The following is a 23,443-nucleotide window of genomic DNA, read 5'->3' as shown; positions in this document are numbered from 1 at the left end:
AGCAGAGCGGAGCGCCTCCCCGGGCCAGGGCTCGCCGCGCGCGAGACTGGGGGCGTGACACGAGCAGACACCTCCGAGGAGCACCCCGCGGACGAGCGCGTCGCGGAACCCGCCGTCGCGCTGCCCGAGGCGATGCGTGCGGCGCTCGCGGACTTCGCGGTGCACCTCGAGGTGGCGCAGGGGACGTCGGCGCACACGGTCCGCGCCTACACCGGCGACGTCGAGTCGTTGCTGCGGCACGCCGTCCGCCACGGCGCGGCGGCACCGCGCGACGTCGACCTCGCCGCGCTGCGTGCGTGGCTCACGACGCAGTCGGAGCGCGGGCTGGCCCGGGCGACCCTCGCCCGGCGCGGCGCGGCGGCGCGGGCGTTCTTCGACTGGGCGCGGCGTACGGGGCGTGTCGACTCCGACCCGGCGGCGCGGCTCGCGAGCCCGCGCGTGCCCCGCACCCTGCCGACCGTCCTCGCGGTCGACGCGGCGGCGCGCCTGCTCGACGACGCGCGCGAGGCCGCCGTCGAGGGTGAGCCGGCCCGGTTGCGCGAGTGGGCCGCCGTCGAGCTCCTCTACGGGGCCGGGATCCGCGTCGGCGAGCTCGCGGGGGTCGACGTCGACGACGTGGACCTCGCGCAGCGCGTGGTCCGGGTGCTCGGGAAGGGCGACAAGGAGCGCGTCGTGCCGTTCGGCGTGCCGGCGGCGCGGGCGGTGACCCGCTGGCTCGACGTGGGACGGCCCGCCCTCGTCACCGCGCGCTCGGGCCCCGCGCTCCTGCTGGGCGACCGCGGGGGACGCTGGGGGCAGCGGCAGGTCCGCGAGGCGGTGCACCGCCTCGCCGCGGCGGCGGGCGTCGACGACGTCGCCCCCCACGACCTGCGGCACAGCGCCGCCACGCACCTCCTCGCCGGGGGCTCGGACCTGCGCAGCGTGCAGGAGATCCTCGGGCACTCCTCGCTCGCGACGACGCAGCGCTACACGCACGTGACCGCGGAGCGGCTGCGCACCTCGTTCGAGCAGGCGTTCCCGCGCGCCTGACGCTGGCCGTGGTCCGCCGTGGTCCGCCGTGATCCGCCGTGACCCGCCGCGGCCCGCGCGGTCAGGCCTCCCCGAGGGGAAGCAGCACGATCGGCGGCCGGTCGCCGAGGAGAGCCAGCGGGTCGAGGTAGCGCTCGCCGCGTCGCACGCCCCAGTGCACGCACGTGGCGGCGCAGTGGCTTCCCGCGGCGCTCTCCGCGGCCTGCACCGTGCCGAGCACGGACCCGGACGTCACGCGCTCGCCGCGCCCGACCGACGCCGTCACGGGCTCGAGGGAGGTGCGCAGCCCGTCGTCGTGCAGGACGACGACCACGTCGCGACCCGCGACGGGCCCGGTGAACGAGACCACGCCGGGGGCAGGGGAGCGGACGGTCTCCGCGGGGGCGGCCGCGAGGTCGACGCCCCGGTGCCCCGGCAGCCAGTCGTGCTCCGGCGGGTCGAACGGCGCGAGCACGTCCAGGTCGGCGACCTCCCGGTCGAGCGGGGGAACCCACCCGCGCGACGCGGCTCCCTGCCCAGGCCCGGGAGTCGACGCCGCTCCTGCCACGGGTGCGGCGAGGACCACGAGCGCGCCGAGCACGAGGACGGCGCCGCGGAACCGGGCAGGACGCGTGGTCGTGCCGCCAGACTGCCCGACGGCCGGGTGCCCGGGCAGGTGATCGGTCGTGCGGCCGGACGGCCCGTCGGCGAGACGGACCGCACGGCGGGCGGGCGGGTGAGCGGACGGGAGACGAGCGCGGTCGAGGGTCACGGGGTCAGGGTGCCGGAGTCACGCCGACGGGCGCGGACGCGTCGGGCTCGGCTGTGGACGAGCGGCCCGCGCGACGGCGCACGACGGCGGCTGTGGTCGGCCCTGCCGTCGGGTAGACTTGCCGCTGCGACCGGCGCGTTCGCCGTGCCCGGCCCGAGGGACCACCTCGGCCGAGGACGGAGCCGGTCGACTTCGCGCGTCACGTCCTCGCCCTCGTCTCCCGGTTCGTCCGGGTCGGGGTGGGGCCGCGTCCGGCGTCGGTCCTGCTCGCACCGTCCACGGTGCGTCGCAGGCGTCGGCACGGGTGGCGCCAGGGGTGCGACCACCAGGGTCGTCACCGACAACCGCACCGCGGTCCGTCCCACGGGAGGGGCCGCCAGAAGCGTGCGCGCACCGGGTGGATCCCGGGCCGCACGGCGAAAGGACGTGTCATGGCCGTCGTGACCATGCGCCAGCTCCTCGAGAGCGGTGTCCACTTCGGGCACCAGACCCGCCGTTGGAACCCGAAGATGAAGCGCTTCATCTTCACCGAGCGCAACGGCATCTACATCGTCGACCTCCAGCAGTCGCTGTCGTACATCGACCGCGCGTACGAGTTCGTCAAGGAGACCGTCGCGCACGGCGGCTCCATCCTCTTCGTCGGCACCAAGAAGCAGGCCCAGGAGCCCGTGGCCGAGCAGGCCGCGCGCGTCGGGATGCCCTACGTGAACCACCGCTGGCTCGGCGGCATGCTCACCAACTTCACCACGGTGCACAAGCGTCTCCAGCGCCTCAAGGAGCTCGAGGAGATCGACTTCGACGACGTCGCCGGCTCGGCGCTCACGAAGAAGGAGCTCCTCGTCCTGCGTCGCGAGAAGGACAAGCTCGCCCGCACGCTCGGCGGCATCCGCGACATGGCGAAGGTCCCCTCCGCCGTGTGGATCGTCGACACGAACAAGGAGCACCTCGCGGTCGACGAGGCGCGCAAGCTCCACATCCCGATCGTCGCGATCCTCGACACGAACTGCGACCCGGACGTCGTGGACTACAAGATCCCGGGCAACGACGACGCGATCCGCTCCGTGACGCTGCTCACGCGGGTCATCGCGGACGCCGTCGCCGAGGGTCTGCTCCAGCGTCACTCGGGCCGTTCGGGCGCCGAGGCCGAGGCGGGCGCCTCCGCCGAGCCGCTGGCCGAGTGGGAGCGCGAGCTCCTCGCCGGCGCCGAGCAGCAGCTCGAGGCGGACGAGAAGGCCGCCGAGGCGAACGTCGAGGCCGCCGCGGCCGAGGGCGTGGCCGAGGCTGCCGCCGAGGTCGCCGCCGAGGAGCCGGGTGACGCCACCGCCGAGGTCGTCGAGGAGGCCGCCGCCGAGGCTGCCGTCGTCGCGGACGCCGAGGCCGTGGTCGCCGACGCCGAGGCCGACGAGACCAAGTGACGTCCCGGGGTGCGCGACGGGCGACCGTCGCGCACCCCGTGCCGTACCACCGGCGTACCGGGCACCCACGCGGTGCCGCCAGCACGTCGCTTGTGACGAAGTACCCGTGACGAACCACGAGTGAGGAACCACCATGGCGAACTACACCGCCGCTGACATCAAGGCCCTGCGAGAGCGCACCGGCGCCGGCATGCTCGACGTCAAGAAGGCTCTCGACGAGGCGGGCGGCGACGCGGACAAGGCGCTCGAGATCATCCGTGTGAAGGGTCTGAAGGGCGTCGCCAAGCGCGAGGGCCGCTCGACCTCCGAGGGCCTCGTCGCCGTCGACATCCGCGACACCGAGGGTGGCCAGGTCGCGACGCTCATCGAGCTCAACTCCGAGACGGACTTCGTCGCGAAGAACGACACGTTCATCTCCCTCGCGGACCGCGTGCTCAAGGCCGCGGCCGAGGCCGGTGCGCGCGACGCGGACGCGGCGCTCGCCGCGGACGCGGACGGCGAGACCGTCCAGCAGGTCATCGACAACCAGGCCGCGACGCTCGGCGAGAAGATCGTCCTGCGCCGCGTGACCCGCGTCGCGGGCGAGCGCGTCACCGCGTACCTCCACCGCACCGCGCGCGACCTGCCGCCGTCGATCGGCGTCGTCGTCGCCACGGACGCCGCGGGCGAGGCCGTCGCGAAGGACGTCGCGCAGCACGTCGCCGCGATGTCCCCGACGTACCTCTCGCGCGACGAGGTCCCGGCCGAGACGGTCGAGAACGAGCGCCGCATCGCCGAGGAGACCTCGCGCAACGAGGGCAAGCCCGAGGCCGCGCTGCCGAAGATCGTCGAGGGTCGCCTCAACGGCTTCTTCAAGGACGTCGTCCTCGTCGACCAGCCGCTCGCGAAGGACCCGAAGAAGACGGTCGGCCAGGTCGTCTCCGAGGCCGGCGGCACCATCACGGAGTTCGTGCGCTACCGCGTCGGCGCCTGACGCCCCCGTCGGCCCGGCCCCGTCGTCTCGTGGACGGCGGGTCCGGGCCGACCGCGCACCCGGGCGAGGCCCGGGCGCGCGACGACCGCCGACGTGCCGCACCATCAGGTGGACGACGGCGGAGCAGGACCACCCCGCCCCACCGGGCCAGGACGAAGGACAGGTGTCGACAGTGACGGCAGGCGAGCAGACCGAGCCCCGGACGGGGACCGAGCACCGGCGGGTGCTCCTCAAGCTGTCGGGCGAGACGTTCGGCGGCGGGCAGATCGGCCTCGCGCCCGACGTCGTCCAGCGCGTCTCCCAGGAGATCGCGGCCGCGGTCGAGCAGGGCGTCCAGGTCGCCATCGTGGTCGGCGGCGGCAACTTCTTCCGCGGGGCGGAGCTCTCCCAGCGCGGGCTCGACCGCGCGCGTGCCGACTACATGGGCATGCTGGGCACGGTCATGAACTGCCTCGCGCTCCAGGACTTCCTCGAGCAGGCCGGGGTGAAGACGCGCGTGCAGACCGCCATCGCGATGGGCCAGGTCGCCGAGCCGTACATCCCGCTGCGCGCGATCCGGCACCTCGAGAAGGGCCGCGTCGTCATCTTCGGCGCCGGCGCCGGGATGCCGTACTTCTCGACCGACACGGTCTCCGTGCAGCGCGCCCTCGAGACGCACTGCCAGGAGGTCCTCATGGGCAAGAACGGCGTGGACGGCGTCTACACGGCGGACCCGCGCACGGACCCGTCGGCCACCAAGCTCGACCACCTCACGTACACCGACGCGCTCGTCAACGACCTCGGGGTCATGGACGCGACGGCGCTGAGCCTGTGCCGGGACAACGACGTGCGCATGCGCGTGTTCGGCATGAGCGAGCCGGGGAACGTCACGCGCGCCCTGGTCGGCGAGAATATTGGCACACTGGTCACGACCGACTGACACCGGTGCGACCAGGCCGGTGACCCCGGCCACGACCGCACGGACCGACCCACGACGAACGACGAAGGAGCACTGGTGATCGACGAGACCCTCCTCGAGGCCGAGGAGAAGATGGACAAGGCCGTCGAGGTGGCCAAGGAGGACTTCGCCGCGATCCGCACGGGCCGTGCGAACGCCGCGATGTTCAACAAGATCACGGTCGACTACTACGGCGCCCCGACCCCGCTGCAGCAGCTCGCGTCGTTCACGGTGACCGAGGCGCGCACGATCCTCGTCTCGCCGTTCGACAAGAGCTCGATGACCGCGGTCGAGAAGGCGCTGCGCGACTCCGACCTCGGGGTGAACCCCTCGAACGACGGCAACGTCGTCCGGGTCGTCCTGCCCGCCCTCACGGAGGAGCGTCGTCGTGACTTCGTGAAGCTCGCGAAGTCGAAGGCGGAGGACTCACGCGTCGCGATCCGCAACGTCCGCCGTCGGGCGAAGGAGGAGCTGGACCGCATCGCGCGCGACGGCGAGGCCGGCGAGGACGAGGTCGCGCGCGCCGAGAAGGAGCTCGAGGTCCTCACGAAGGCGCACGTCGACCAGGTCGACGCGCTGCTCGCGGGCAAGGAGAGCGAGCTGCTCGAGGTCTGAGCACCTCGTCCGGCGAGCTCCTCCACGCACCGATGACCGACACCTCCTCGACGTCCGCAGGCGAAGGCACGACCGCGGCGCGCGCACCCAAGGCGGGCCGCAACCTCCCCGTGGCGATCGCGGTGGGCCTCGGCCTGCTCGCGCTCGTCGCGGTCAGCCTCGCCTTCCGGCCCGAGCTCTTCGTGCTGCTCGCGACCGTCGCGGTGGGCGCGGCGCTGTGGGAGCTCGCCCAGGCGTTCCGGCGCCGCGACCTGCACCTCCCGCTGCTCCCGCTCCTCGTGGGCACGGTCGGCATCCTCGTCTCCTCGTACTACTCGGGGCCCGAGGCGCTGCTCGTCTCCTTCATGCTCACCGTGGCGGGGGCGGTGGTCTGGCGCGTGATCGACGGGTCGGGCACGGCCGCCGTGCGCGACGCCGCCGCCGCGACCTTCGCGGCGGCGTACCTGCCGTTCATGGCGGGCTTCGTCATGCTCATGCTCGCCGCACCGGACGGGCGCGTGCGGGTCCTGCTCTTCATCCTGCTGGCGGTGGCGAACGACGTCGGCGGGTACGTCGCGGGCGTCCTGTTCGGACGGCACCCGCTCGCCCCGTCCGTCAGCCCCAAGAAGTCGTGGGAGGGGCTCGCCGGGTCGTTCGTGCTGGCGACCGCCGTCGGGGTCGTCGGCGCGGTGGTGGGGCTCGGCGCGAGCCCGCTGCTCGGCGTCGCGCTGGGCGTCCTGGCGCCGCTCACGGCGACGATCGGCGACCTCGCCGAGTCCATGATCAAGCGGGACCTAGAATTGAAGGACATGGGGTCGCTCCTGCCCGGCCACGGAGGCATCCTCGACCGGCTCGACTCCATGCTCCTCACCGCCCCGTTCGTGTACGTGCTGCTCGCCCTGGCCGCCTGACGGCCCGGCTCACGGCGCGGCGCACCCGTCCGCACCGCCCCCCACGCTTGGACCTCCTCATGACCGTCCGTTCCGTCCGCCCGTCCGCGGAGTCGAAGCCGCTGCCGCTCGTCATGTCGGCCCCGCGCCGCGGCAAGCCGCCGCGCCACTTCGCCGACCTCGCGCCCGAGGAGGTGCGGGACGTCGTCGTCGAGCTCGGCGAGAAGCCGTTCCGCGCCAAGCAGCTCGCGACGCACTACTACGCGCACCTCACGCGCGACCCCGAGGCGATGACGGACCTGCCGAAGGCGACCCGGGACGTGCTCGCCGAGGCGCTCTTCCCGCCGCTGCTCACGGCGGCGCGGCGCATGGAGGCCGACGGCGGCACGACCGTGAAGACGCTGTGGCACCTCTTCGACGGCGCGAAGGTCGAGTCGGTCCTCATGCGCTACCCGCAGCGCTCGACCCTGTGCGTGTCGAGCCAGGCGGGCTGCGGCATGGCGTGCCCGTTCTGCGCGACGGGGCAGCTCGGCCTGACGCGCAACCTCTCGGTCGCGGAGATCGTCGAGCAGGTGCGCTCCGCGGCCCGGTCGCTCGCGGACGGCGAGATCCCGGGCGGCCCGGCGCGCCTCAACAACCTCGTGTTCATGGGCATGGGCGAGCCGCTCGCGAACTACAAGGCCGTCATGGGCACGGTGCGCCGTCTGGTCGCCCCCGCGCCCGACGGGCTCGGGATGTCCGCCCGCAACATCACGGTGTCGACGGTCGGGCTCGTGCCCGCGATGCGCAAGCTCGCCGACGAGGGGATCCCGGTGACCCTCGCGCTGTCGCTGCACGCCCCGGACGACGACCTGCGCAGCGAGCTCGTGCCGATCAACACCCGGTGGAGCGTCGACGAGACGCTCGACGCGGCCCGGCACTACTTCGAGGTCACGGGCCGCCGCGTGAGCATCGAGTACGCGCTCATCAAGGACATGAACGACCACGCGTGGCGTGCCGACCTCCTGGGCGAGAAGCTCAACGCGCGCGGCCGCGGCTGGGTCCACGTCAACCCGATCCCGCTCAACCCGACGCCCGGATCGATCTGGACGGCCAGCGACCCTGCCGTCGAGGCGGAGTTCGTGGCACGATTGCGCGGTCACGGGATCCCGACGACGATCCGTGACACCCGCGGCAGCGACATCGACGGCGCCTGCGGGCAGCTCGCTGCAGAGGAGGACGAGTGAGTTCGCTGTTCACCACGGTGTCGAAGACCCGGAACGGGTACGACCCCGAGGAGGTCGACGACTTCTTCGAGCACGCTCGTGACGTCTACGAGGGCCGGGTGTCGGAGCGGCTCACGAGCACCGAGATCCAGGCGTCGGTCTTCGACCTGGTCCGTGGCGGCTACGACACGCACGAGGTCGACGCCGCCCTCGACCGGCTCGAGGGCGCGTTCATCGCGCGCCAGCGGGCCGAGTACGTCGCGGCGCACGGGCAGCAGGCGTGGATGAACGCGCTCGCCGAGCGCGCGCGGACGCTCTACGGGCGCCTCGGTCGTCCCGACGGCGAGAAGTTCGCGCTCGCGGAGCGCGGCAAGCCGGCCTACGACATCGACGACGTCGACGACCTGTGCGACCGGCTCGTCGCCTACTTCGACCGCCAGGTCCCGATCACGGCGGCCGAGATCCGGTCCGCGACGTTCGGCCGGGCGCGCGGGCGCGACGGCTACGCGGAGGGTCCGGTCGACGCGTTCTTCGCGCGCGCCATCGAGGTGCTGCTCGGCGTCGAGTGACGACGCCCCGCCGCGCGTGAGCCTCGACCCCCGGGCGACGCCGATCCGTCCGCTGCGGCGCGCGGTCGCGTCGCTCGCGACGTTCAACGCCCGCCACCCCTGGAACCACAACGAGCACTTCCACGGCTGGGTCGTGCGGCGCGTGCCGCACGACGCCCGCGTCGTGCTCGACGTCGGCTGCGGCGCCGGCGTGCTCCTGGGCCGGCTGCGGGCCCGGGCCGCCGAGGTGCACGGGATCGACGCCGACGCGGGCATGGTCGCGCAGGCCCGGGCGCGGCACGCCGCCGACCCCGCCGTGACGGTGCGCCGGCTCCGGTTCGACGACGTCCGCTCGCCCGACGACGTCCGCTCGCCGGGCGGGACGCCCGGGCCGGGGACCGGTTCCCCGGAGCACCGCGGGTACGACGCGGTGGCGATGGTCGCGGTGCTGCACCATCTCGAGCTCGACGAGGCGCTCCGGCACGCGCGGGACCTCCTCGCGCCGGGCGGCCGTCTGCTGGTCGTGGGGCTCGCCCGGGTCGCCACGGCGCGGGACCTCGCCGTCGACCTCGCGTCCGCGCTCCTCAACCCGCTCGTGGGCCTCGTGAAGCACCCCCGCCGCGCCCGACCCGAGGACCCCGGGCCCGACGCGCCGGGCATGCCCGTCCGGGACCCGCGGCACACCGTGGACGAGGTCGCCCGCGCGGCCCGGGCGCTGCTGCCGGGCGCGCGCGTGCGCCGTCGGCTGTTCTTCCGGTGCACGCTCGAGTGGACGGCGCCGCGCTGACCGCACGACGTCCCGGTGCGGTGCACCGCCCGCGGCCTGGAAGGATGGGAACCATGCCCGACGGACCTGCACCCACCCCGCGCACCGTGACGATCCTCGGCTCGACCGGGTCGATCGGCACGCAGGCGATCGACGTCGTCCGGGCCCACCCCGACCGGTTCCGGGTCGAGGCGCTCTCGGCAGGCGGGAGCGACGTGGACCTGCTGGCGCGCCAGGCCGCCGACCTGGGCGTGCGCGCGGTCGGCGTGGCGGACGCGACCCGTGCGGCGGCCCTGGCCGAGGCGCTGTCGGCGGCCTGCGCCGGTCGCGAGGTGGTCCCCGAGGTGCTCGCCGGACCCGATGCCGCGGCCGAGCTCGCGGCGCGGGGGAGCGACGTCGTCCTCAACGGGGTCACGGGGTCGGTGGGCCTCGGCCCGACGCTCGCCGCGCTGCGCGCCGGGTCGACGCTCGCCCTCGCGAACAAGGAGTCGCTCGTCGCCGGGGGAGCGCTCGTCCGCGCGGCCCAGCAGCGCCCGGACCAGATCGTCCCGGTGGACTCCGAGCACTCGGCCATCGCCCAGTGCCTGCGGTCGGGGACGCGACCGGAGGTGCGCCGGCTGATCCTCACCGCCTCGGGCGGCCCGTTCCGCGGCTGGGCGGCCGACGCGGTCAAGGCCGCGACCGTCGACCAGGCGCTCGCGCACCCCACCTGGGCCATGGGCCCGGTCGTCACCGTGAACTCCGCGAGCCTCATGAACAAGGGTCTCGAGCTCATCGAGGCGCACCTGCTCTTCGACGTCCCGGCCGACGACATCACGGTCGTCGTGCACCCGCAGTCCGTCGTGCACTCCATGGTCGAGTTCGTCGACGGCTCGACGATCGCGCAGGCGTCGCCGCCGGACATGCGCCTGCCCATCGCGCTCGGGCTGTCGTGGCCCGACCGGCTCGACCCCGTGACGCCGCCGTGCGACTGGTCCGCCGCGACGTCGTGGACGTTCGAGCCGCTCGACGACGCGGCGTTCCCCGCGGTGAGGCTCGCGCGCGCGGCCGTGGCGGCGAGCGCCACGCACCCGGCGGTGTACAACGCGGCGAACGAGGAGGCCGTCGCGGCGTTCCTCAGCGGACGCGCAGGTTTCGGTGACATCGTGGCGACGGTCGAGCGCGTGCTCGCGGCGCACGACGGAACCCCCGCGGACGCGCTGACGTTGGAGCACGTGGCGGAGGCGGAGACCTGGGCGCGCGCGCGAGCCCACGAGCTGCTGGACCGCCGGTGACGAGCAACCGTCGGGGCGGGACGACCGCCCTGGACGTCGAGAGGGAGCAGAGGGAACGATGGCCACGCTGATCGGCATCCTGGTGATCGTGGTCGGGATCGTCGTCTCGATCGCGCTGCACGAGGTCGGGCACATGGTGCCCGCGAAGAAGTTCGGCGTCCGCGTGAGCCAGTACATGGTCGGCTTCGGTCCGACCCTGTGGTCGCGCACGAAGGGCGAGACCGAGTACGGCCTCAAGGCGATCCCGCTCGGCGGCTACGTGCGCCTCGTGGGCATGTACCCGCCCGCACCCGCGGGCGCCCGCCCCCGCGGCAGCGGGTTCTTCTCCCAGGTCGTGGCCGACGCGCGGGACGCCAGCACGGAGGAGATCCGGCCGGGCGAGGAGCACCGCGCGTTCTACAACCTCTCCGCGCCCAAGAAGGTCGTCGTCATGCTCGGCGGCCCCTTCATGAACCTCCTCATCGCGTTCGTCCTCATGGCGATCGTGTGCGTCGGCATCGGCCTGCCCGCGGTCACCACCACGGTCGGCTCGGTGAACGCGTGCGTCCCGTCCGCCGTGACGGACGAGGAGCAGGAGTGCGCCGCCGACGCCGACCCCTCGCCGGCCGCCGCCGCGGGGCTCCGGCCGGGCGACACGATCGTGGCGTTCGACGGCGAGGACGTCACCTCGTGGGACCAGCTCTCCGGCATGATCCGCGGCGCCGCCGGCCAGGCCACGCCGGTCGTCGTCGAGCGCGACGGCGAGCAGGTCGACCTCACCATCACGCCGGTCGAGGTCGAGCGCCAGGTCGTGGCCGAGGACGGGACGCCCGTCGTCGACGACGACGGCGAGCCCGTCACGAAGCCCGCCGGGTTCGTCGGGTTCGCGCCGACCGTCGAGCGCACGCCCGCCGGGATCGGCGTGGCCGCGGAGGCGACGTGGCAGCAGGTGAGCGGCACGGCGGGCATCATCGTCACCCTGCCGGTCAAGGTCTACGAGGCCGCCCAGGCCGCGTTCACCGACGCGCCCCGCGGGCAGGACTCCGTGATGAGCGTCGTCGGGGTCGGGCGGGTCGCGGTGGACGTCGCGGGCGCGGAGAGCCCGGTGCTCGACCGCGTGGTGACCATGCTCCTGCTGCTCGCCGCGCTGAACGTCGCGCTGTTCGTCTTCAACCTCATCCCGCTCCTGCCGCTCGACGGCGGGCACGTGGTCAACGCGCTCTACGAGGGAGCCAAGCGCACCGTCGCGCGCGTCCGCGGTCGCCCGCGCCCGGGACCGGCCGACCTGGCGCGCATGATGCCGGTCGCGTACGTGATGTTCGTGGTCCTCGTCGGCGTCGGCGCCCTGCTGATCCTCGCCGACATCATCGACCCCGTCCGCCTCACGTAGCCCGGCGCGTCGCCCGAGGCCTCTGCTCCACCGGGAGGCGTGCGTGGAGGTGCCGCGAAGATGTGCGGGACCGCGCGGAAAGGTGACGTCCCGGACACCCGGCGGTGCCCCGTTCGACGCTCGCCGGGGGATACTAGGGGCGTGAGCGTACCCATCAGTCTCGGAATGCCTGCCGCGCCGCCGCCGGTCCTCGCGCCGCGCCGCAAGAGCCGCAAGATCAAGGTCGGCAAGGTGGACGTCGGCGGCGACGCGCCGATCAGCGTCCAGTCCATGACGACGACGCCGACGACGGACATCAACGCCACCCTCCAGCAGATCGCGGAGCTCACGGCGTCGGGCTGCGACATCGTGCGAGTCGCGGTGCCGAGCGCGGACGACGCGCTCGCGCTGCCGGCGATCGCGAAGAAGTCGCAGATCCCGGTGATCGCCGACATCCACTTCCAGCCCAAGTACGTGTTCGCCGCGATCGACGCGGGCTGCGCCGCGGTGCGCGTGAACCCGGGCAACATCCGCAAGTTCGACGACCAGGTCAAGGAGATCGCGAAGGCGGCGTCCGACGCGGGCGTGTCCCTGCGCATCGGCGTGAACGCCGGCTCCCTCGACCCGCGCCTGCTCGCGAAGTACGGCAAGGCGACGCCCGAGGCGCTGGTCGAGTCGGCCGTGTGGGAGGCGTCGCTGTTCGAGGAGCACGGCTTCCACGACTTCAAGATCTCGGTGAAGCACAACGACCCGGTCGTCATGGTGCGCGCGTACGAGCTGCTCGCGGAGGCGGGGGACTGGCCGCTGCACCTCGGCGTGACCGAGGCCGGCCCCGCGTTCCAGGGCACGATCAAGTCGGCCACGGCGTTCGGCGCGCTGCTGAGCAAGGGCATCGGCGACACGATCCGCGTCTCGCTGTCCGCGCCCCCGGTCGAGGAGGTCAAGGTCGGCAACCAGATCCTCCAGGCGCTCAACCTGCGCCCCCGCAAGCTCGAGATCGTCTCCTGCCCGTCGTGCGGCCGCGCCCAGGTGGACGTGTACACGCTCGCGGAGAAGGTCACGGCCGGGCTCGAGGGCATGGAGGTGCCCCTGCGCGTCGCCGTCATGGGCTGCGTCGTCAACGGCCCGGGCGAGGCGCGCGAGGCGGACCTCGGCGTCGCGTCGGGCAACGGCAAGGGGCAGATCTTCGTCAAGGGCGAGGTCGTCAAGACGGTCCCCGAGTCGCTCATCGTCGAGACCCTCATCGAGGAGGCGCTGCGCATCGCGGAGACCATGACGCCGGAGAACGACGCGCAGGCCGGTCCGCCGGTCGTCACGGTCGGCTGACGCCCTCGTGAGCCGCTGGCGCCCGTCCGTCCCGGCACTGCGGCCACGGGCGCGCGCCGGGTCGGGCGACGACGCGGCCGAGCGGGCCCGCGTGCTCTCCGACGCGGACGTCCCCGAGGCGCTCGCGGTGTGCGCGGGCGACCCGGTCGCGTCGACGCTCGCGGCGGCGCGGCTCGCCGTCGCGCAGCACGCCGGCCTGCACGCCGCGGGCGGCCAGGCCTGGGGCTTCCCCGCCGTCGGTCCGCTCGAGGCGGTGTGCTGGGCCGGGGCGAACCTCGTGCCGGTCGTCCCGGCGTCGCTCGATGCCGACCGCGCCCGCACGGCGGTCGCCGCGTTCGCCGCGCTCGCACGGCACGCGGGGCGGCGGTCGTCGTCGGTCGTGGGCGAGCGCGACGCCGTCCTGGCCCTGTGGGACCTGCTCGCCCCGCACTGGCCGGCGCCGCGCGAGATCCGGGCCAACCAGCCGTCGCTCGCGATCGACCGCGACCCGGACGTCGAGCCCGACCCGCACGTGCGCCGCTCCGTCCCGGCGGAGGTCCCCGTGGTGCTGCCCGCGTGCGTGCGCATGTTCACCGAGGAGGTCGGTTACTCGCCGGTCGAGGGAGGGGGCCGCGCGTACGAGGAGCGCGTCCGTTCGCTCGTGCTCGCGGGCCGGTCCTTCGTCCGCATGGCCGCGGAGCCCGGCCGCTCGCCGCACGTGGTCTTCAAGGCGGAGCTCGGCGCGGTCACTCCGCGCGTCGCGCAGGTGCAGGGCGTGTGGGTCGACCCGCGGTACCGCGGGCAGGGGATCGCCGCTCCGGGGATGGCCGCCGTCGTGCGTCTCGCGCGCGAGCCCGGGCCCGCGGACGCGGCGCGCGGTGCGGCGCCTCCCGTGGTGTCGCTGTACGTCAACGACTACAACGCGGCCGCGCTCGCGACGTACCGCCGGGTCGGGTTCGAGCAGGTCGGGACCTACGCGACCGTGCTGTTCTGACGACGCCCGCCCCGGAGCGCGTGCCCCGCCCGGCGGGTCCTCACTTGAGCAGGCGCGACATCCGCCGGTCGGCGAGGACCTGGCCCCCGGTCTGGCACGTCGGGCAGTACTGGAGGCTGCGGTCGGCGAAGCTCACCTCGCGCACGGTGTCGCCGCACACGGGGCAGGGCAGGCCCGTACGCCCGTGCACGCGCATCCCCGCGCGCTTCGCGTCCTTGAGCTCGGCGGCCGGCTTGCCCGACGCCGCCGCCACGGCCTCGGCGAGCACCTCGCCCACGGCGGCGTGCACGCGCGCGACCTCGTCGGGCGTGAACGAGCGCGTGAGCTTGAACGGGCTCGTGCGCGCCGCGTGCAGGATGTCGTCGGAGTAGGCGTTCCCGATCCCGGCGATCGACGACTGGTCGCGCAGCAGCCCCTTCACCTGCTGGTTGCGCGCCGCCATGAGCGCCCCGAGCGCCTCGGGCGTGAAGGCCGGGTCGAGCGGCTCCACGCCCAGCGTCTCGATCGCCCGGACCTCCTCCGGGTGCCGCACGACGTGCACCGCGAGCCGTTTGCGCGTCCCGGCCTCCGTGAGGTCGAACCCGGAGCCGTCGTCGAACCGCACGCGCAGCGCGAGCACCGCGGCCTTCCCGCCGCCGCTGCCGCCGAGGCGCGGGCGGACGGGCGTCGTCGGGGCCTTCTCGGACCAGCGCAGCCACCCGCCCCGGGCGAGGTGGAACACGAGGTGGACCTCGGCGTCGGGCCCGGGCGCACCGGTCCCGTCGGCGGCCTCGGCGAGCACGAGGTCGAGCCACTTGCCGTGCCGTCGGGCGCCCGTGACGACCCGCCCCACCAGGGCCGAGATCGGCGGGTCGAACGTCTTGAGCGCGGCGATCTGCGCGACGTCCGCGGCCACGACCGTTCGGCCGGTCGCGCGGTCGTCGAGGAACCGGACGAGGGCCTCGACCTCGGGCAGCTCGGGCATGGGGACATCCTCCCCGCCGGTAGGGTGGGGCGCATGTCTTCCGTCACGTCCGGCGCGCCCGCCGCGGCCTCCACCCGCGTCCGGGGCGCCGACCTCCTGCGCCTGTCCACCCTGTTCGTCCGGACGCTGCGCGAGGACCCGGCCGACGCCGAGGTCGCGAGCCACCGGCTCCTCGTGCGGGCGGGCTACATCCGTCGCGCCGCCCCCGGCATCTACACCTGGCTCCCGCTCGGCCTGCGCGTGCTGCGCAAGGTCGAGGACGTGGTCCGCGAGGAGATGGCGGCCGCGGGCGCGCAGGAGGTGCACTTCCCGGCGCTGCTGCCCAAGGAGCCGTACGAGGCGACGGGCCGCTGGACGGAGTACGGGCCGAACATCTTCCGCCTCAAGGACCGCAAGGACGGCGACTACCTCCTCGCGCCCACCCACGAGGAGATGTTCACGCTCCTCGTCAAGGACCTGTACTCGTCGTACAAGGACCTGCCGCTGACGATCTACCAGATCCAGACGAAGTACCGCGACGAGGCGCGTCCCCGCGCGGGCCTCATCCGCGGGCGCGAGTTCGTCATGAAGGACGCGTACTCGTTCGACACGACGGACGAGGGCCTCGAGCGCTCGTACGAGGCGCAGCGCGCGGCGTACCGGCGCATCTTCGACCGGCTCGGGCTCGAGTACGTCATCGTCGCCGCCACGTCCGGCGCGATGGGCGGATCGCGCTCCGAGGAGTTCCTCACCCCGACCGCGATCGGCGAGGACACGTTCGTGCGCTCGCCCGGGGGCTACGCCGCGAACGTCGAGGCCGTGGTCACGCCGGTGCCCGAGGCGGTCGACTACGCCGACGCCCCGGCCGCGCACGTCGAGGACACGCCCGACACCCCGACCATCGCCTCGCTCGTCGAGCTCGCGAACGCGCGCTACCCCCGCGAGGACCGCGCGTGGACGGCGGCCGACACGCTGAAGAACGTCGTGCTCGCGCTGACGCACCCGGACGGCCGCCGCGAGGTCGTCGTCGTCGGGCTGCCGGGCGACCGCGAGGTCGACCTCAAGCGCGTCGGCGCGGCGTTCGAGCCCGCCGAGGTCGAGCCGGCCACGGACGCCGACTTCGCCGCCCACCCCGAGCTCGTCAAGGGCTACATCGGCCCGCAGGTGCTCGGCCCGAACGCGCGCCGCGAGGCGCCCGCGGACGGCGCGTCCGACGCGCCGGCGGGGGAGACCCCCGAGCGGCACTCGGTGCGCTACCTCCTCGACCCGCGCGTCGTCGCCGGCACGCGCTGGATCACCGGCGCGAACGCGCCCGGCCGCCACGTGTTCGACCTCGTCGCCGAGCGCGACTTCGCCGCCGACGGCACGGTCGAGGCCGCGGAGGTGCGCGCGGGCGACCTCGCGCCCGACGGCTCGGGCCCGCTCGAGCTCGCGCGCGGCATCGAGATCGGCCACATCTTCGCGCTCGGCCGCAAGTACGCCCAGGCCCTCGGCCTCACGGTGCTCGACGAGAACGGCAAGCAGGTCGTCGTGACGATGGGCTCCTACGGGATCGGCGTCACGCGCGTCCTCGCGGCGCTCGCGGAGGCGAACCACGACGACGCCGGGCTCGCGTGGCCCGCGCACGTCGCGCCCGCGCAGGTGCACGTCGTCGCGACGGGCAAGGACGCGAGCGTGTTCGAGGAGGCCGAGCGCCTCGCGACCGAGCTCTCAGGTCGAGGCGTCGAGGTGATCTACGACGACCGGCCCAAGGTCTCGCCCGGCGTGAAGTTCAAGGACGCCGAGCTCCTCGGCGTGCCGCTCCTGCTCGTCGTGGGCCGCGGCCTGGCCGACGGCGTCGTCGAGGTCCGCCCGCGCGCGGGCGAGGCGGCGCAGGTCACCGTCGAGGACGCCGTCGAGCACGTCGCGGGCCGGGTCGCCGAGCTCCTCGGCTGACCGTCCGCGCAGCCTCGGGCGCCCCGGTCCGGACCTCCGGGCCGGGGCGCTCTGCTGCGCTCACGGCCGTGCGGTGTGGCGCTCCGGGTGCGCGCTGCGCGGGGTCGTCGGTGCACCAGGCCGCCCGCGGGAGTCGGCGTCGCGCCCGTGCGTGCGAGCCGGGCGCGCTCAGCCTGCCGTCTGCTCCGGCAGGCCCGGGAACGCGACGGGCGCCTCGCCCCACGCGACGGCGCTCGCCCACGCGTCCGCGAGGAGCGCGACGGCCTCGGCCCGGGACGTCGGCGCCGCCGCGGCGACGAGGCTCGCGTACGTCTGCGCGAGCCCCGACTCGACCTGGCGCGCGAGCGCGGCCGCGTCCGTGCCGTCGGGCAGCGCGTAGGCGACGCGACGCGGGTCCTGCGGCGTCCCGTCGGTGCCCGCGGCGAGGGCCCAGCCCTGCGCGCGGGCGCGGTGCTGGGCGGCGCGCGCGACCGCGGCGGTGCGCACGTCGCCCTCCGACTGCGCGGCACGCACCTCGTAGCCGTACCCGGCGGCGTCCTCCGCCTCGACGAGCGTCGCGAGGTCCGCGGCGCCGACGCCGCCGGGCGCGTCGTCGACGGGCGGCTGCTCGGCGAGGCCCGCCGCGGCCGTCGAGCCCGTGGCCGCGGCGAGCCGCTGCGCCGAGACGTGCTCCGAGGCGGCGACCGACGCGAGGAGCCGCGCGAGCCGCGCGTCCGGCGAGGCGTCCGCCGCCGCGCCCGTGCGCTCGGCCGCGCCCACGAGCGCGGTGACGACGTCGTCCGTCGTCGCGGTGCCGGGGGCGGGCGTGCCCGCCGCGTCCGTGCCCGTCCCCGGGGCGTCGGTCCCCGCGGTGCCGGTCTCGGCGTCGCCCGCGACGTCGCCCTCCGGCTCCGCGGGGTCCTCGAGGCCGGAGTCGTAGACCCCGCCGAGCGCGTCGACGTGCTGCTCGGCGAACGTGGCGGCCTCGCCGAGCACCGCGAGCGCGGTCGGGTCGATCACGCGGGGCGTGACGTCCGCCACCAGCGCGGCGACCGCGAGCGCGTCGTCGACGGCCCCGGAGCGGAGCACCTCGACCGTGTCGGGGGAGGGCTCCGTGGGCGGCGGCGTGTCCAGCCGGACGCCGCACCCGGCCGCCAGGACGCCCGTCGCGAGCACCGTGACCACCGCGAGCAGACGGCGGGCACGGGCCGCGGGGCGGGTCCGCCGGGCTCGGGGGGCGGCGTCGGCCGCGGTCGCGTGGGGAGTCATCGGGGGCGATGATGTCACGTCCGGGGCCCGCGAGTCGTTAGGCTGGTCCCCGTTCCGACGTCCCGCGAGCGGGGGTCGGAGCACCCGAGACAACAACACACCGGTCGTCTGGCGTACCCGGCGTGGGACACGGACAGGAGCTGAGTCATGGCAGGGCAGGCGGGCGGTCAGTCCGGCAGAGGGTCCGGAGGCGACGCGGCGGCGCACGCGCTCCGGGAGAGCGTCCGCGAGGCGGTCGAGCCCGCGGTCCGCGACGCCGGGCTCCACCTCGAGGACGTCACGGTGTCGCGCGCGGGTGCCCGTTCGGTGGTGCGCGTCGTGCTGGACCTCCCCGACGACGTCGAGGGCAGCCTCGACCTGGACGCGGTGGCCGAGGCCACGCGCCCGATCTCCGCGGCGCTGGACACGGTGGACCCGCTCCACGGCGCGTACACGCTCGAGGTCTCGACGCCGGGCACGGACCGTCCGCTCACCGAGCCGCGCCACTTCCGGCGCGCCCGCGGCCGTCTCGTGCGGCTCGTCCTGACCGACGGCGGCACGCTCGAGGGTCGCCTGCGCTCCGGTTCTGCGGTCGAGACCGAGCTGGTCCTCGACGTCCCCGGCGCGCGCGGCGCGGTGACGGAGCGCGTGGTGCCGCTCGCCGACGTCGTGCGCGGCGAGGTGCAGGTCGAGCTCAAGCGCGCCCTCGAGGCGGACCTGCCCGAGCTCGACGGCGCCGCCGACGAGACGACCGACCACGACGAGGAGGCCTGACGATGGACGTGGACATGAGCGCGCTGCGCCTGCTGGAGCGCGAGCGGGACATCAGCCTCGACGTGCTCGTCGCCGCGATCGAGCAGGCCCTGCTCTCGGCGTACCACCGCACCCCCGACGCGTACACCCGTGCACGCGTCGAGCTCGACCGCAAGACGGGCCACGTGACGGTGTGGGCGCGCGAGGAGCTGCCGGCTCCCGAGACCGACGACGAGGACGCCCCGCGCGGCCCCGTCGAGTACGGCCCCGAGTTCGATCACACGCCCGCCGACTTCGGGCGCATCGCGACCTCGACCGCACGCCAGGTCATCGTCCAGCGCCTGCGCGACGCGGAGGACGACCAGATCCTCGGCACGTTCCGCGGCAAGGAGGGCGAGGTCCTCGCGGGCGTCATCCAGCAGGGCCGCGACCCGCGCGTCGTGCTCGTGGACGTGGGCGGCACGGAGGCCGTGCTCCCGCCGCACGAGCAGGTCCCCACGGAGGAGTACGTGCACGGCGAGCGCCTGCGCGCCTACGTGCTCGAGGTCGCCCGGGGAATGAAGGGCGCGCAGATCACGTTGAGCCGCACGCACCCGAACCTCGTCCGCAAGCTCTTCGAGCTCGAGGTCCCCGAGGTCGCCGACGGCTCGGTGGAGATCACGGCCATCGCGCGCGAGGCGGGGCACCGCACCAAGGTCGCCGTCCGCTCGCGCGTCCCGGGTCTCGGAGCCAAGGGCGCGTGCATCGGGCCCATGGGCTCGCGCGTGCGCGCGGTCATGGCGGAGCTCCACGGCGAGAAGATCGACATCGTCGACCACAGCGACGACCCGGCCCAGTTCGTGGCCAACGCGCTGTCCCCGGCGCGTGTGTCGTCGGTCACGGTGGTCGACGAGGTGGCGCGCGCCGCGCGCGTCGTCGTCCCGGACTTCCAGCTCTCCCTCGCGATCGGCAAGGAGGGGCAGAACGCCCGCCTGGCCGCGAAGCTCACGGGGTGGCGCATCGACATCCGTTCGGACGAGGGCGGCGCCCCGGCCGAGGGGTCGGACGGTGCCGCTCCCGCAGGTCCTCGCGCTGCCGACCGGTAGCCGCGGGGCGTGGGACGGTCACGGATGACGGACCGGCGCGGTAGACTGTCATCGACCGGGCCGCGAGCCCGCACCTCGACCATGCCCCCGGACTCCACGACCCGCCCCGTTCCCACGGGATCGGGTCCGGTCCGCACGTGCGTCGGGTGCAGGCAGCGCGACCTGCGGTCAGCTCTTCTCCGTCTGGTCCTCGACCGGTCCGGCGCGGGCACCGACGAGCCACGGCTCGTGGTGGACGCCGGGCGGTCGCTGCCGGGTCGCGGTGCGTGGCTCCACGCGTCGACCCGGTGCCTCGAGACGGCGGAACGCCGGCGGGCCGTCCCGCGGGCCCTGCGTGTCGCCGGGCCCCTCGACCTCGCCGCGGTCCGCGCCGCGATCGAGGCCCGTCCGGGAGAGCACCTCTGAGCCATGCGTCACGGCCCCGTCCGTACGGGGCCGCCAGCACGACACGTCGACAAGGAAGCGGGTTAGAAGCCGATGGGCACCCGATGAGTACCCAGCGATGAGCACCCAGCACTAACGACGGTCCTCCCTGTCCGGGGCGGGCCGAGACAGGAGAGTTGTGGCAAAGGTCCGCGTCTACGAGCTCGCGAAGGAGCTCGGGGTGGAAAGCAAGACCATCATGACCAAGCTGACGGAGCTCGGTGAGTTCGTCCGCTCGGCATCCTCGACCATCGAGCCACCGGTGGTCCGCAAGCTGCGCGACGCCTTCCCCGCCGGAGGCGGCGGCGCGAGCAAGCCCGCGGCACCCGCCGCGCGTCCGGCCGCGCCGAAGCCGGCCCCGAAGCCGGAGGTCAAGGCCGAGCCGGCCGCGCAGGCTCCGCAGGCCGCGGCCCCCGCCGAGCCGGCCGCGCCGGCCCCGAAGGCTCCGGCACCCGCCGCGCCCGCGGCGCCGGCCCCGAAGGCTCCGGCGCCCCAGGCTCCCGCGGCGCAGCGTCCGACGCCCGCGCCCGCGCAGAAGCCCACCGCCTCGCCCAAGCCGGGCGGCGGCACGAACGCGTCCGCCCCGCGCCCCGGTGGCTCGGGCGGGCGTCCCGGCGCACCGCGTCCGGGGAACAACCCGTTCGCGACCAGCCAGGGCATGCCCCGGCAGGGCGGCCCGCGTCCGGGCGCCCCGCGCCCGGGGAACAACCCGTTCGCCCCGAGCCAGGGCATGCCCCGGCCCGGGTCGCGCCCCGAGCGCACCGAGGGTGCGGCGGCGGCGTCCGGTGAGCGCTCGGGCGGTCCTCGCCCGGGCGGCCCGCGTCCCGCGCCGCGTCCCGGCGGCCCGCGCCCCAACCCGGGCATGATGCCCGGCCGCACCTCGATCGGCCGTCCCGGTGAGCGTCCTGCTCCCGGTGGTCGTCCCGGTGGCGGTGGCGGCGGTCGTGGCGGCGGCTTCGGCGGTCGTCCCGGTGGTGGCGGCGCTCCCGGCGGTGGCGGCGGCTTCGCCGGCCGTCCCGGTGGCGGTGGCCGCGGTGGCGCCGGTCGTGGCTCGACGCAGGGCGCCTTCGGGCGCGCCGGCGGTCGCCCGGTCCGTGGGCGGAAGTCGAAGCGCGCGAAGCGCCAGGAGTTCGAGCAGATGCAGGCGCCGTCGCTCGGCGGCGTGCAGGTTCCCCGCGGGAACGGCTCGACCGTCGTGCGGCTGCGTCACGGCTCGTCGCTCAACGACTTCGCCGACAAGATCGACGCGAACCCCGCGAGCCTCGTGACCGTGCTGTTCCACCTCGGTGAGATGGCCACGGCGACGCAGTCGCTCGACGAGGACACGTTCGGTGCCCTCGCGTCCGAGCTCGGCTACGTCATCGAGATGGTCTCGGCCGAGGAGGAGGACCGCGAGCTGCTCGGGTCGTTCGACATCGACCTGGACGCGGAGCTCGAGGCCGAGGGCGACGACGAGCTCGCCGCCCGCCCGCCGGTCGTCACCGTCATGGGTCACGTCGACCACGGAAAGACGAAGCTCCTCGACGCCATCCGCCAGACGGACGTCGTCGCGGGCGAGGCCGGCGGCATCACCCAGCACATCGGTGCGTACCAGGTGCGCCACGAGCACGAGGGCGTCGACCGCGCCATCACCTTCATCGACACCCCGGGTCACGAGGCGTTCACCGCCATGCGTGCCCGTGGTGCCCAGGTGACGGACATCGCGATCCTCGTCGTGGCCGCGGACGACGGCGTGATGCCGCAGACCATCGAGGCGCTCAACCACGCCCAGGCGGCGAACGTGCCGATCGTGGTCGCGGTGAACAAGGTGGACAAGGAGTCGGCGAACCCGGCCAAGATCCGCCAGCAGCTCACCGAGTACAACCTGGTGGCCGAGGAGTACGGCGGCGACACGATGTTCGTCGACGTGTCCGCGAAGCAGAACATGGGCATCGACGACCTCCTCGAGGCCGTCCTGCTCACGGCCGACGCCTCGCTCGACCTGCGTGCGAACCCCGACAAGGACGCGCGCGGCGTCGCCATCGAGGCGAACCTGGACAAGGGCCGCGGCGCCGTCGCGACCGTCCTCGTCCAGTCCGGCACGCTGCACGTCGGTGACGCGATCGTCGCCGGCACGGCCCACGGCCGTGTCCGCGCGATGTTCGACGAGCACGGCAACGCCGTGACCGAGGCGGGCCCCGCCCGTCCGGTCCTCGTGCTGGGTCTCGCGTCCGTGCCGAGCGCGGGCGACACGTTCCTCGTGGCGCCCGACGAGCGCACGGCCCGCCAGATCGCCGAGAAGCGCGAGGCCGCCGAGCGCGCCGCCCTCCTGGCCAAGCGCCGCAAGCGCATCAGCCTCGAGGACTTCACGCAGGCTCTCCAGCAGGGCAAGGTCGAGACCCTCAACCTCGTCCTCAAGGGCGACGTGTCCGGTGCCGTCGAGGCCCTCGAGGACGCGCTGCTCAAGATCGACGTGGGCGACGAGGTCGAGCTGCGCGTCATCCACCGCGGTGTCGGTGCGATCACGCAGAACGACGTCAACCTCGCGACGGTCGACAACGCGATCATCATCGGCTTCAACGTGAAGTACGGCGAGCGCGTCGAGGACCTGGCCGAGCGCGAGGGCGTCGACGTCCGCTTCTACTCGATCATCTACCAGGCGATCGAGGACGTGGAGGCCGCGCTCAAGGGCATGCTCAAGCCGGAGTACGAGGAGGCCCAGCTGGGCACGGCGGAGATCCGCGAGATCTTCCGCTCCTCCAAGTTCGGCAACATCGCCGGCTCGATCGTCCGGTCGGGCGAGATCCGCCGCAACGCCAAGGCGCGCGTCCTGCGCGACGGCAAGGTCGTGGGGGACAACCTCACGGTCGAGTCGCTCAAGCGGTTCAAGGACGACGCCACCGAGGTCCGCGAGGGCTTCGAGTGCGGTATCGGTCTGGGCTCGTTCAACGACCTCCAGGTCGGCGACACCATCGAGACGTTCGAGATGCGCGAGAAGCCGCGCTCCTGACGCTCGTCACGCCCGGGGGCGGTCACGGTCATCGTGGCCGCCCCCGGGCGTTCGTCACC

The 23,443-nt window shown here is 74.5% G+C and carries 21 protein-coding genes; 18 read left to right on the top strand and 3 right to left on the bottom strand.

The genetic code is table 11. The annotated features are described in order from the left end of the window. Nucleotides 1–132: 132 nt before the first annotated feature. A complete protein-coding gene (locus tag RDI86_RS00825) occupies nucleotides 133–1,029 on the top strand; it encodes a tyrosine recombinase XerC (protein ID WP_061268943.1) in 897 nt (298 codons plus the stop codon). Nucleotides 1,030–1,090: 61 nt separating this feature from the next. On the opposite strand, the gene RDI86_RS00820 is transcribed toward RDI86_RS00825, so the two are convergent. Further along, a complete protein-coding gene (locus RDI86_RS00820) occupies nucleotides 1,091–1,780 on the bottom strand; it encodes a murein hydrolase activator EnvC (protein ID WP_240696742.1) in 690 nt (229 codons plus the stop codon). A gap of 431 nt (nucleotides 1,781–2,211) precedes the next feature. Here RDI86_RS00820 and rpsB point away from each other — a divergent pair, with 431 nt between their 5' ends. The 12 genes from rpsB to RDI86_RS00760 all read left to right on the top strand — a co-directional run bounded on the left by rpsB (nucleotide 2,212) and on the right by RDI86_RS00760 (nucleotide 14,029). Continuing rightward, nucleotides 2,212–3,195 carry a 30S ribosomal protein S2 gene (gene rpsB, locus RDI86_RS00815; RefSeq protein WP_034652460.1) on the top strand — a complete coding sequence of 328 codons (984 nt, stop codon included), beginning with the start codon at nucleotides 2,212–2,214 and terminating at the stop codon, nucleotides 3,193–3,195. A gap of 133 nt (nucleotides 3,196–3,328) precedes the next feature. After that, on the top strand, nucleotides 3,329–4,168 hold the full coding sequence (tsf, locus tag RDI86_RS00810) for a translation elongation factor Ts (protein WP_034652463.1): 840 nt from the start codon (nucleotides 3,329–3,331) through the stop codon (nucleotides 4,166–4,168). A gap of 163 nt (nucleotides 4,169–4,331) precedes the next feature. Next, a complete protein-coding gene (pyrH, locus tag RDI86_RS00805; RefSeq protein WP_061268933.1) occupies nucleotides 4,332–5,087 on the top strand; it encodes a UMP kinase in 756 nt (251 codons plus the stop codon). Nucleotides 5,088–5,162: 75 nt separating this feature from the next. Next, the gene (gene frr, locus RDI86_RS00800; RefSeq protein ID WP_021482015.1) at nucleotides 5,163–5,720 is read left to right on the top strand and encodes a ribosome recycling factor; all 558 of its coding nucleotides are present in this window, start codon (nucleotides 5,163–5,165) and stop codon (nucleotides 5,718–5,720) included. A gap of 32 nt (nucleotides 5,721–5,752) precedes the next feature. After that, a complete protein-coding gene (locus RDI86_RS00795; protein ID WP_076406445.1) occupies nucleotides 5,753–6,610 on the top strand; it encodes a phosphatidate cytidylyltransferase in 858 nt (285 codons plus the stop codon). Between the two features lie 113 nt (nucleotides 6,611–6,723). Continuing rightward, on the top strand, nucleotides 6,724–7,815 hold the full coding sequence (gene rlmN, locus RDI86_RS00790) for a 23S rRNA (adenine(2503)-C(2))-methyltransferase RlmN (RefSeq protein WP_218004301.1): 1,092 nt from the start codon (nucleotides 6,724–6,726) through the stop codon (nucleotides 7,813–7,815). Beyond that, a complete protein-coding gene (locus tag RDI86_RS00785; protein ID WP_021482018.1) occupies nucleotides 7,812–8,363 on the top strand; it encodes a DivIVA domain-containing protein in 552 nt (183 codons plus the stop codon). Before rlmN ends, RDI86_RS00785 begins: the two co-directional genes overlap by 4 nt. A gap of 16 nt (nucleotides 8,364–8,379) precedes the next feature. Beyond that, the gene (locus RDI86_RS00780) at nucleotides 8,380–9,129 is read left to right on the top strand and encodes a class I SAM-dependent methyltransferase (RefSeq protein ID WP_308820409.1); all 750 of its coding nucleotides are present in this window, start codon (nucleotides 8,380–8,382) and stop codon (nucleotides 9,127–9,129) included. A 53-nt stretch (nucleotides 9,130–9,182) separates the two neighbouring features. After that, nucleotides 9,183–10,382, top strand: a complete 1,200-nt coding sequence (gene dxr, locus RDI86_RS00775; protein ID WP_308820408.1) for a 1-deoxy-D-xylulose-5-phosphate reductoisomerase — start codon at nucleotides 9,183–9,185, stop codon at nucleotides 10,380–10,382. Between the two features lie 58 nt (nucleotides 10,383–10,440). Further along, nucleotides 10,441–11,751, top strand: a complete 1,311-nt coding sequence (locus RDI86_RS00770; RefSeq protein ID WP_163188521.1) for an RIP metalloprotease — start codon at nucleotides 10,441–10,443, stop codon at nucleotides 11,749–11,751. Nucleotides 11,752–11,916: 165 nt separating this feature from the next. Further along, nucleotides 11,917–13,056 (top strand): flavodoxin-dependent (E)-4-hydroxy-3-methylbut-2-enyl-diphosphate synthase, encoded by a 1,140-nt coding sequence (ispG, locus tag RDI86_RS00765; protein WP_021482273.1) that lies wholly within the window; start codon nucleotides 11,917–11,919, stop codon nucleotides 13,054–13,056. 7 nt (nucleotides 13,057–13,063) lie between these two features. Further along, on the top strand, nucleotides 13,064–14,029 hold the full coding sequence (locus tag RDI86_RS00760) for a DUF4081 domain-containing GNAT family N-acetyltransferase (RefSeq protein ID WP_083712006.1): 966 nt from the start codon (nucleotides 13,064–13,066) through the stop codon (nucleotides 14,027–14,029). 40 nt (nucleotides 14,030–14,069) lie between these two features. On the opposite strand, the gene RDI86_RS00755 is transcribed toward RDI86_RS00760, so the two are convergent. Further along, entirely contained in the window at nucleotides 14,070–14,993 is a 924-nt protein-coding gene (locus RDI86_RS00755; RefSeq protein ID WP_061268939.1) for an Fpg/Nei family DNA glycosylase, read from the bottom strand. 33 nt (nucleotides 14,994–15,026) lie between these two features. On the opposite strand from RDI86_RS00755, the gene RDI86_RS00750 reads away from it, so the two are divergent. After that, nucleotides 15,027–16,907 (top strand): proline--tRNA ligase, encoded by a 1,881-nt coding sequence (locus RDI86_RS00750; RefSeq protein ID WP_076406453.1) that lies wholly within the window; start codon nucleotides 15,027–15,029, stop codon nucleotides 16,905–16,907. Between the two features lie 168 nt (nucleotides 16,908–17,075). On the opposite strand, the gene RDI86_RS00745 is transcribed toward RDI86_RS00750, so the two are convergent. Continuing rightward, entirely contained in the window at nucleotides 17,076–18,155 is a 1,080-nt protein-coding gene (locus RDI86_RS00745; RefSeq protein ID WP_143311199.1) for a DUF4439 domain-containing protein, read from the bottom strand. A 147-nt stretch (nucleotides 18,156–18,302) separates the two neighbouring features. Between RDI86_RS00745 and rimP the strand changes: the two genes are divergently transcribed. The 4 genes from rimP (at nucleotide 18,303) to infB (ending at nucleotide 23,384) form a co-directional block, all read left to right on the top strand. Next, nucleotides 18,303–18,908, top strand: coding sequence for a ribosome maturation factor RimP (rimP, locus tag RDI86_RS00740; protein ID WP_076406457.1), 606 nt, complete (start codon nucleotides 18,303–18,305; stop codon nucleotides 18,906–18,908). A 2-nt stretch (nucleotides 18,909–18,910) separates the two neighbouring features. Then, a complete protein-coding gene (gene nusA / locus RDI86_RS00735) occupies nucleotides 18,911–19,972 on the top strand; it encodes a transcription termination factor NusA (RefSeq protein ID WP_021482697.1) in 1,062 nt (353 codons plus the stop codon). A 24-nt stretch (nucleotides 19,973–19,996) separates the two neighbouring features. After that, entirely contained in the window at nucleotides 19,997–20,377 is a 381-nt protein-coding gene (locus RDI86_RS00730) for a YlxR family protein (protein ID WP_086151331.1), read from the top strand. A 157-nt stretch (nucleotides 20,378–20,534) separates the two neighbouring features. Beyond that, the gene (gene infB / locus RDI86_RS00725; protein WP_308820407.1) at nucleotides 20,535–23,384 is read left to right on the top strand and encodes a translation initiation factor IF-2; all 2,850 of its coding nucleotides are present in this window, start codon (nucleotides 20,535–20,537) and stop codon (nucleotides 23,382–23,384) included. The last annotated feature ends 59 nt before the right edge of the window (nucleotides 23,385–23,443 follow it).

This window comes from Cellulosimicrobium sp. XJ-DQ-B-000, assembly GCF_031119065.1.
GTDB lineage: Bacteria > Actinomycetota > Actinomycetes > Actinomycetales > Cellulomonadaceae > Cellulosimicrobium > Cellulosimicrobium funkei.
This window is presented reverse-complemented; position numbering and strand designations above follow the sequence as displayed.

Excerpts from the sequence above, each read along its gene's own strand:
- RDI86_RS00755 (WP_061268939.1), bottom strand. The coding sequence starts at position 14,993 with ATGCCCGAGCTGCCCGAGGTCGAGGCCCTCGTCCGGTTCCTCGACGAC.
- rimP (WP_076406457.1), top strand. The coding sequence starts at position 18,303 with ATGGCAGGGCAGGCGGGCGGTCAGTCCGGCAGAGGGTCCGGAGGCGAC.
- RDI86_RS00730 (WP_086151331.1), top strand. The coding sequence starts at position 19,997 with ATGACGGACCGGCGCGGTAGACTGTCATCGACCGGGCCGCGAGCCCGC.
- RDI86_RS00770 (WP_163188521.1), top strand. The coding sequence starts at position 10,441 with ATGGCCACGCTGATCGGCATCCTGGTGATCGTGGTCGGGATCGTCGTC.
- nusA (WP_021482697.1), top strand. The coding sequence starts at position 18,911 with ATGGACGTGGACATGAGCGCGCTGCGCCTGCTGGAGCGCGAGCGGGAC.
- RDI86_RS00745 (WP_143311199.1), bottom strand. The coding sequence starts at position 18,155 with ATGACTCCCCACGCGACCGCGGCCGACGCCGCCCCCCGAGCCCGGCGG.
- rlmN (WP_218004301.1), top strand. The coding sequence starts at position 6,724 with ATGTCGGCCCCGCGCCGCGGCAAGCCGCCGCGCCACTTCGCCGACCTC.
- RDI86_RS00825 (WP_061268943.1), top strand. The coding sequence starts at position 133 with ATGCGTGCGGCGCTCGCGGACTTCGCGGTGCACCTCGAGGTGGCGCAG.
- RDI86_RS00795 (WP_076406445.1), top strand. The coding sequence starts at position 5,753 with ATGACCGACACCTCCTCGACGTCCGCAGGCGAAGGCACGACCGCGGCG.
- tsf (WP_034652463.1), top strand. The coding sequence starts at position 3,329 with ATGGCGAACTACACCGCCGCTGACATCAAGGCCCTGCGAGAGCGCACC.
- dxr (WP_308820408.1), top strand. The coding sequence starts at position 9,183 with ATGCCCGACGGACCTGCACCCACCCCGCGCACCGTGACGATCCTCGGC.
- ispG (WP_021482273.1), top strand. The coding sequence starts at position 11,917 with ATGCCTGCCGCGCCGCCGCCGGTCCTCGCGCCGCGCCGCAAGAGCCGC.
- rpsB (WP_034652460.1), top strand. The coding sequence starts at position 2,212 with ATGGCCGTCGTGACCATGCGCCAGCTCCTCGAGAGCGGTGTCCACTTC.
- RDI86_RS00750 (WP_076406453.1), top strand. The coding sequence starts at position 15,027 with ATGTCTTCCGTCACGTCCGGCGCGCCCGCCGCGGCCTCCACCCGCGTC.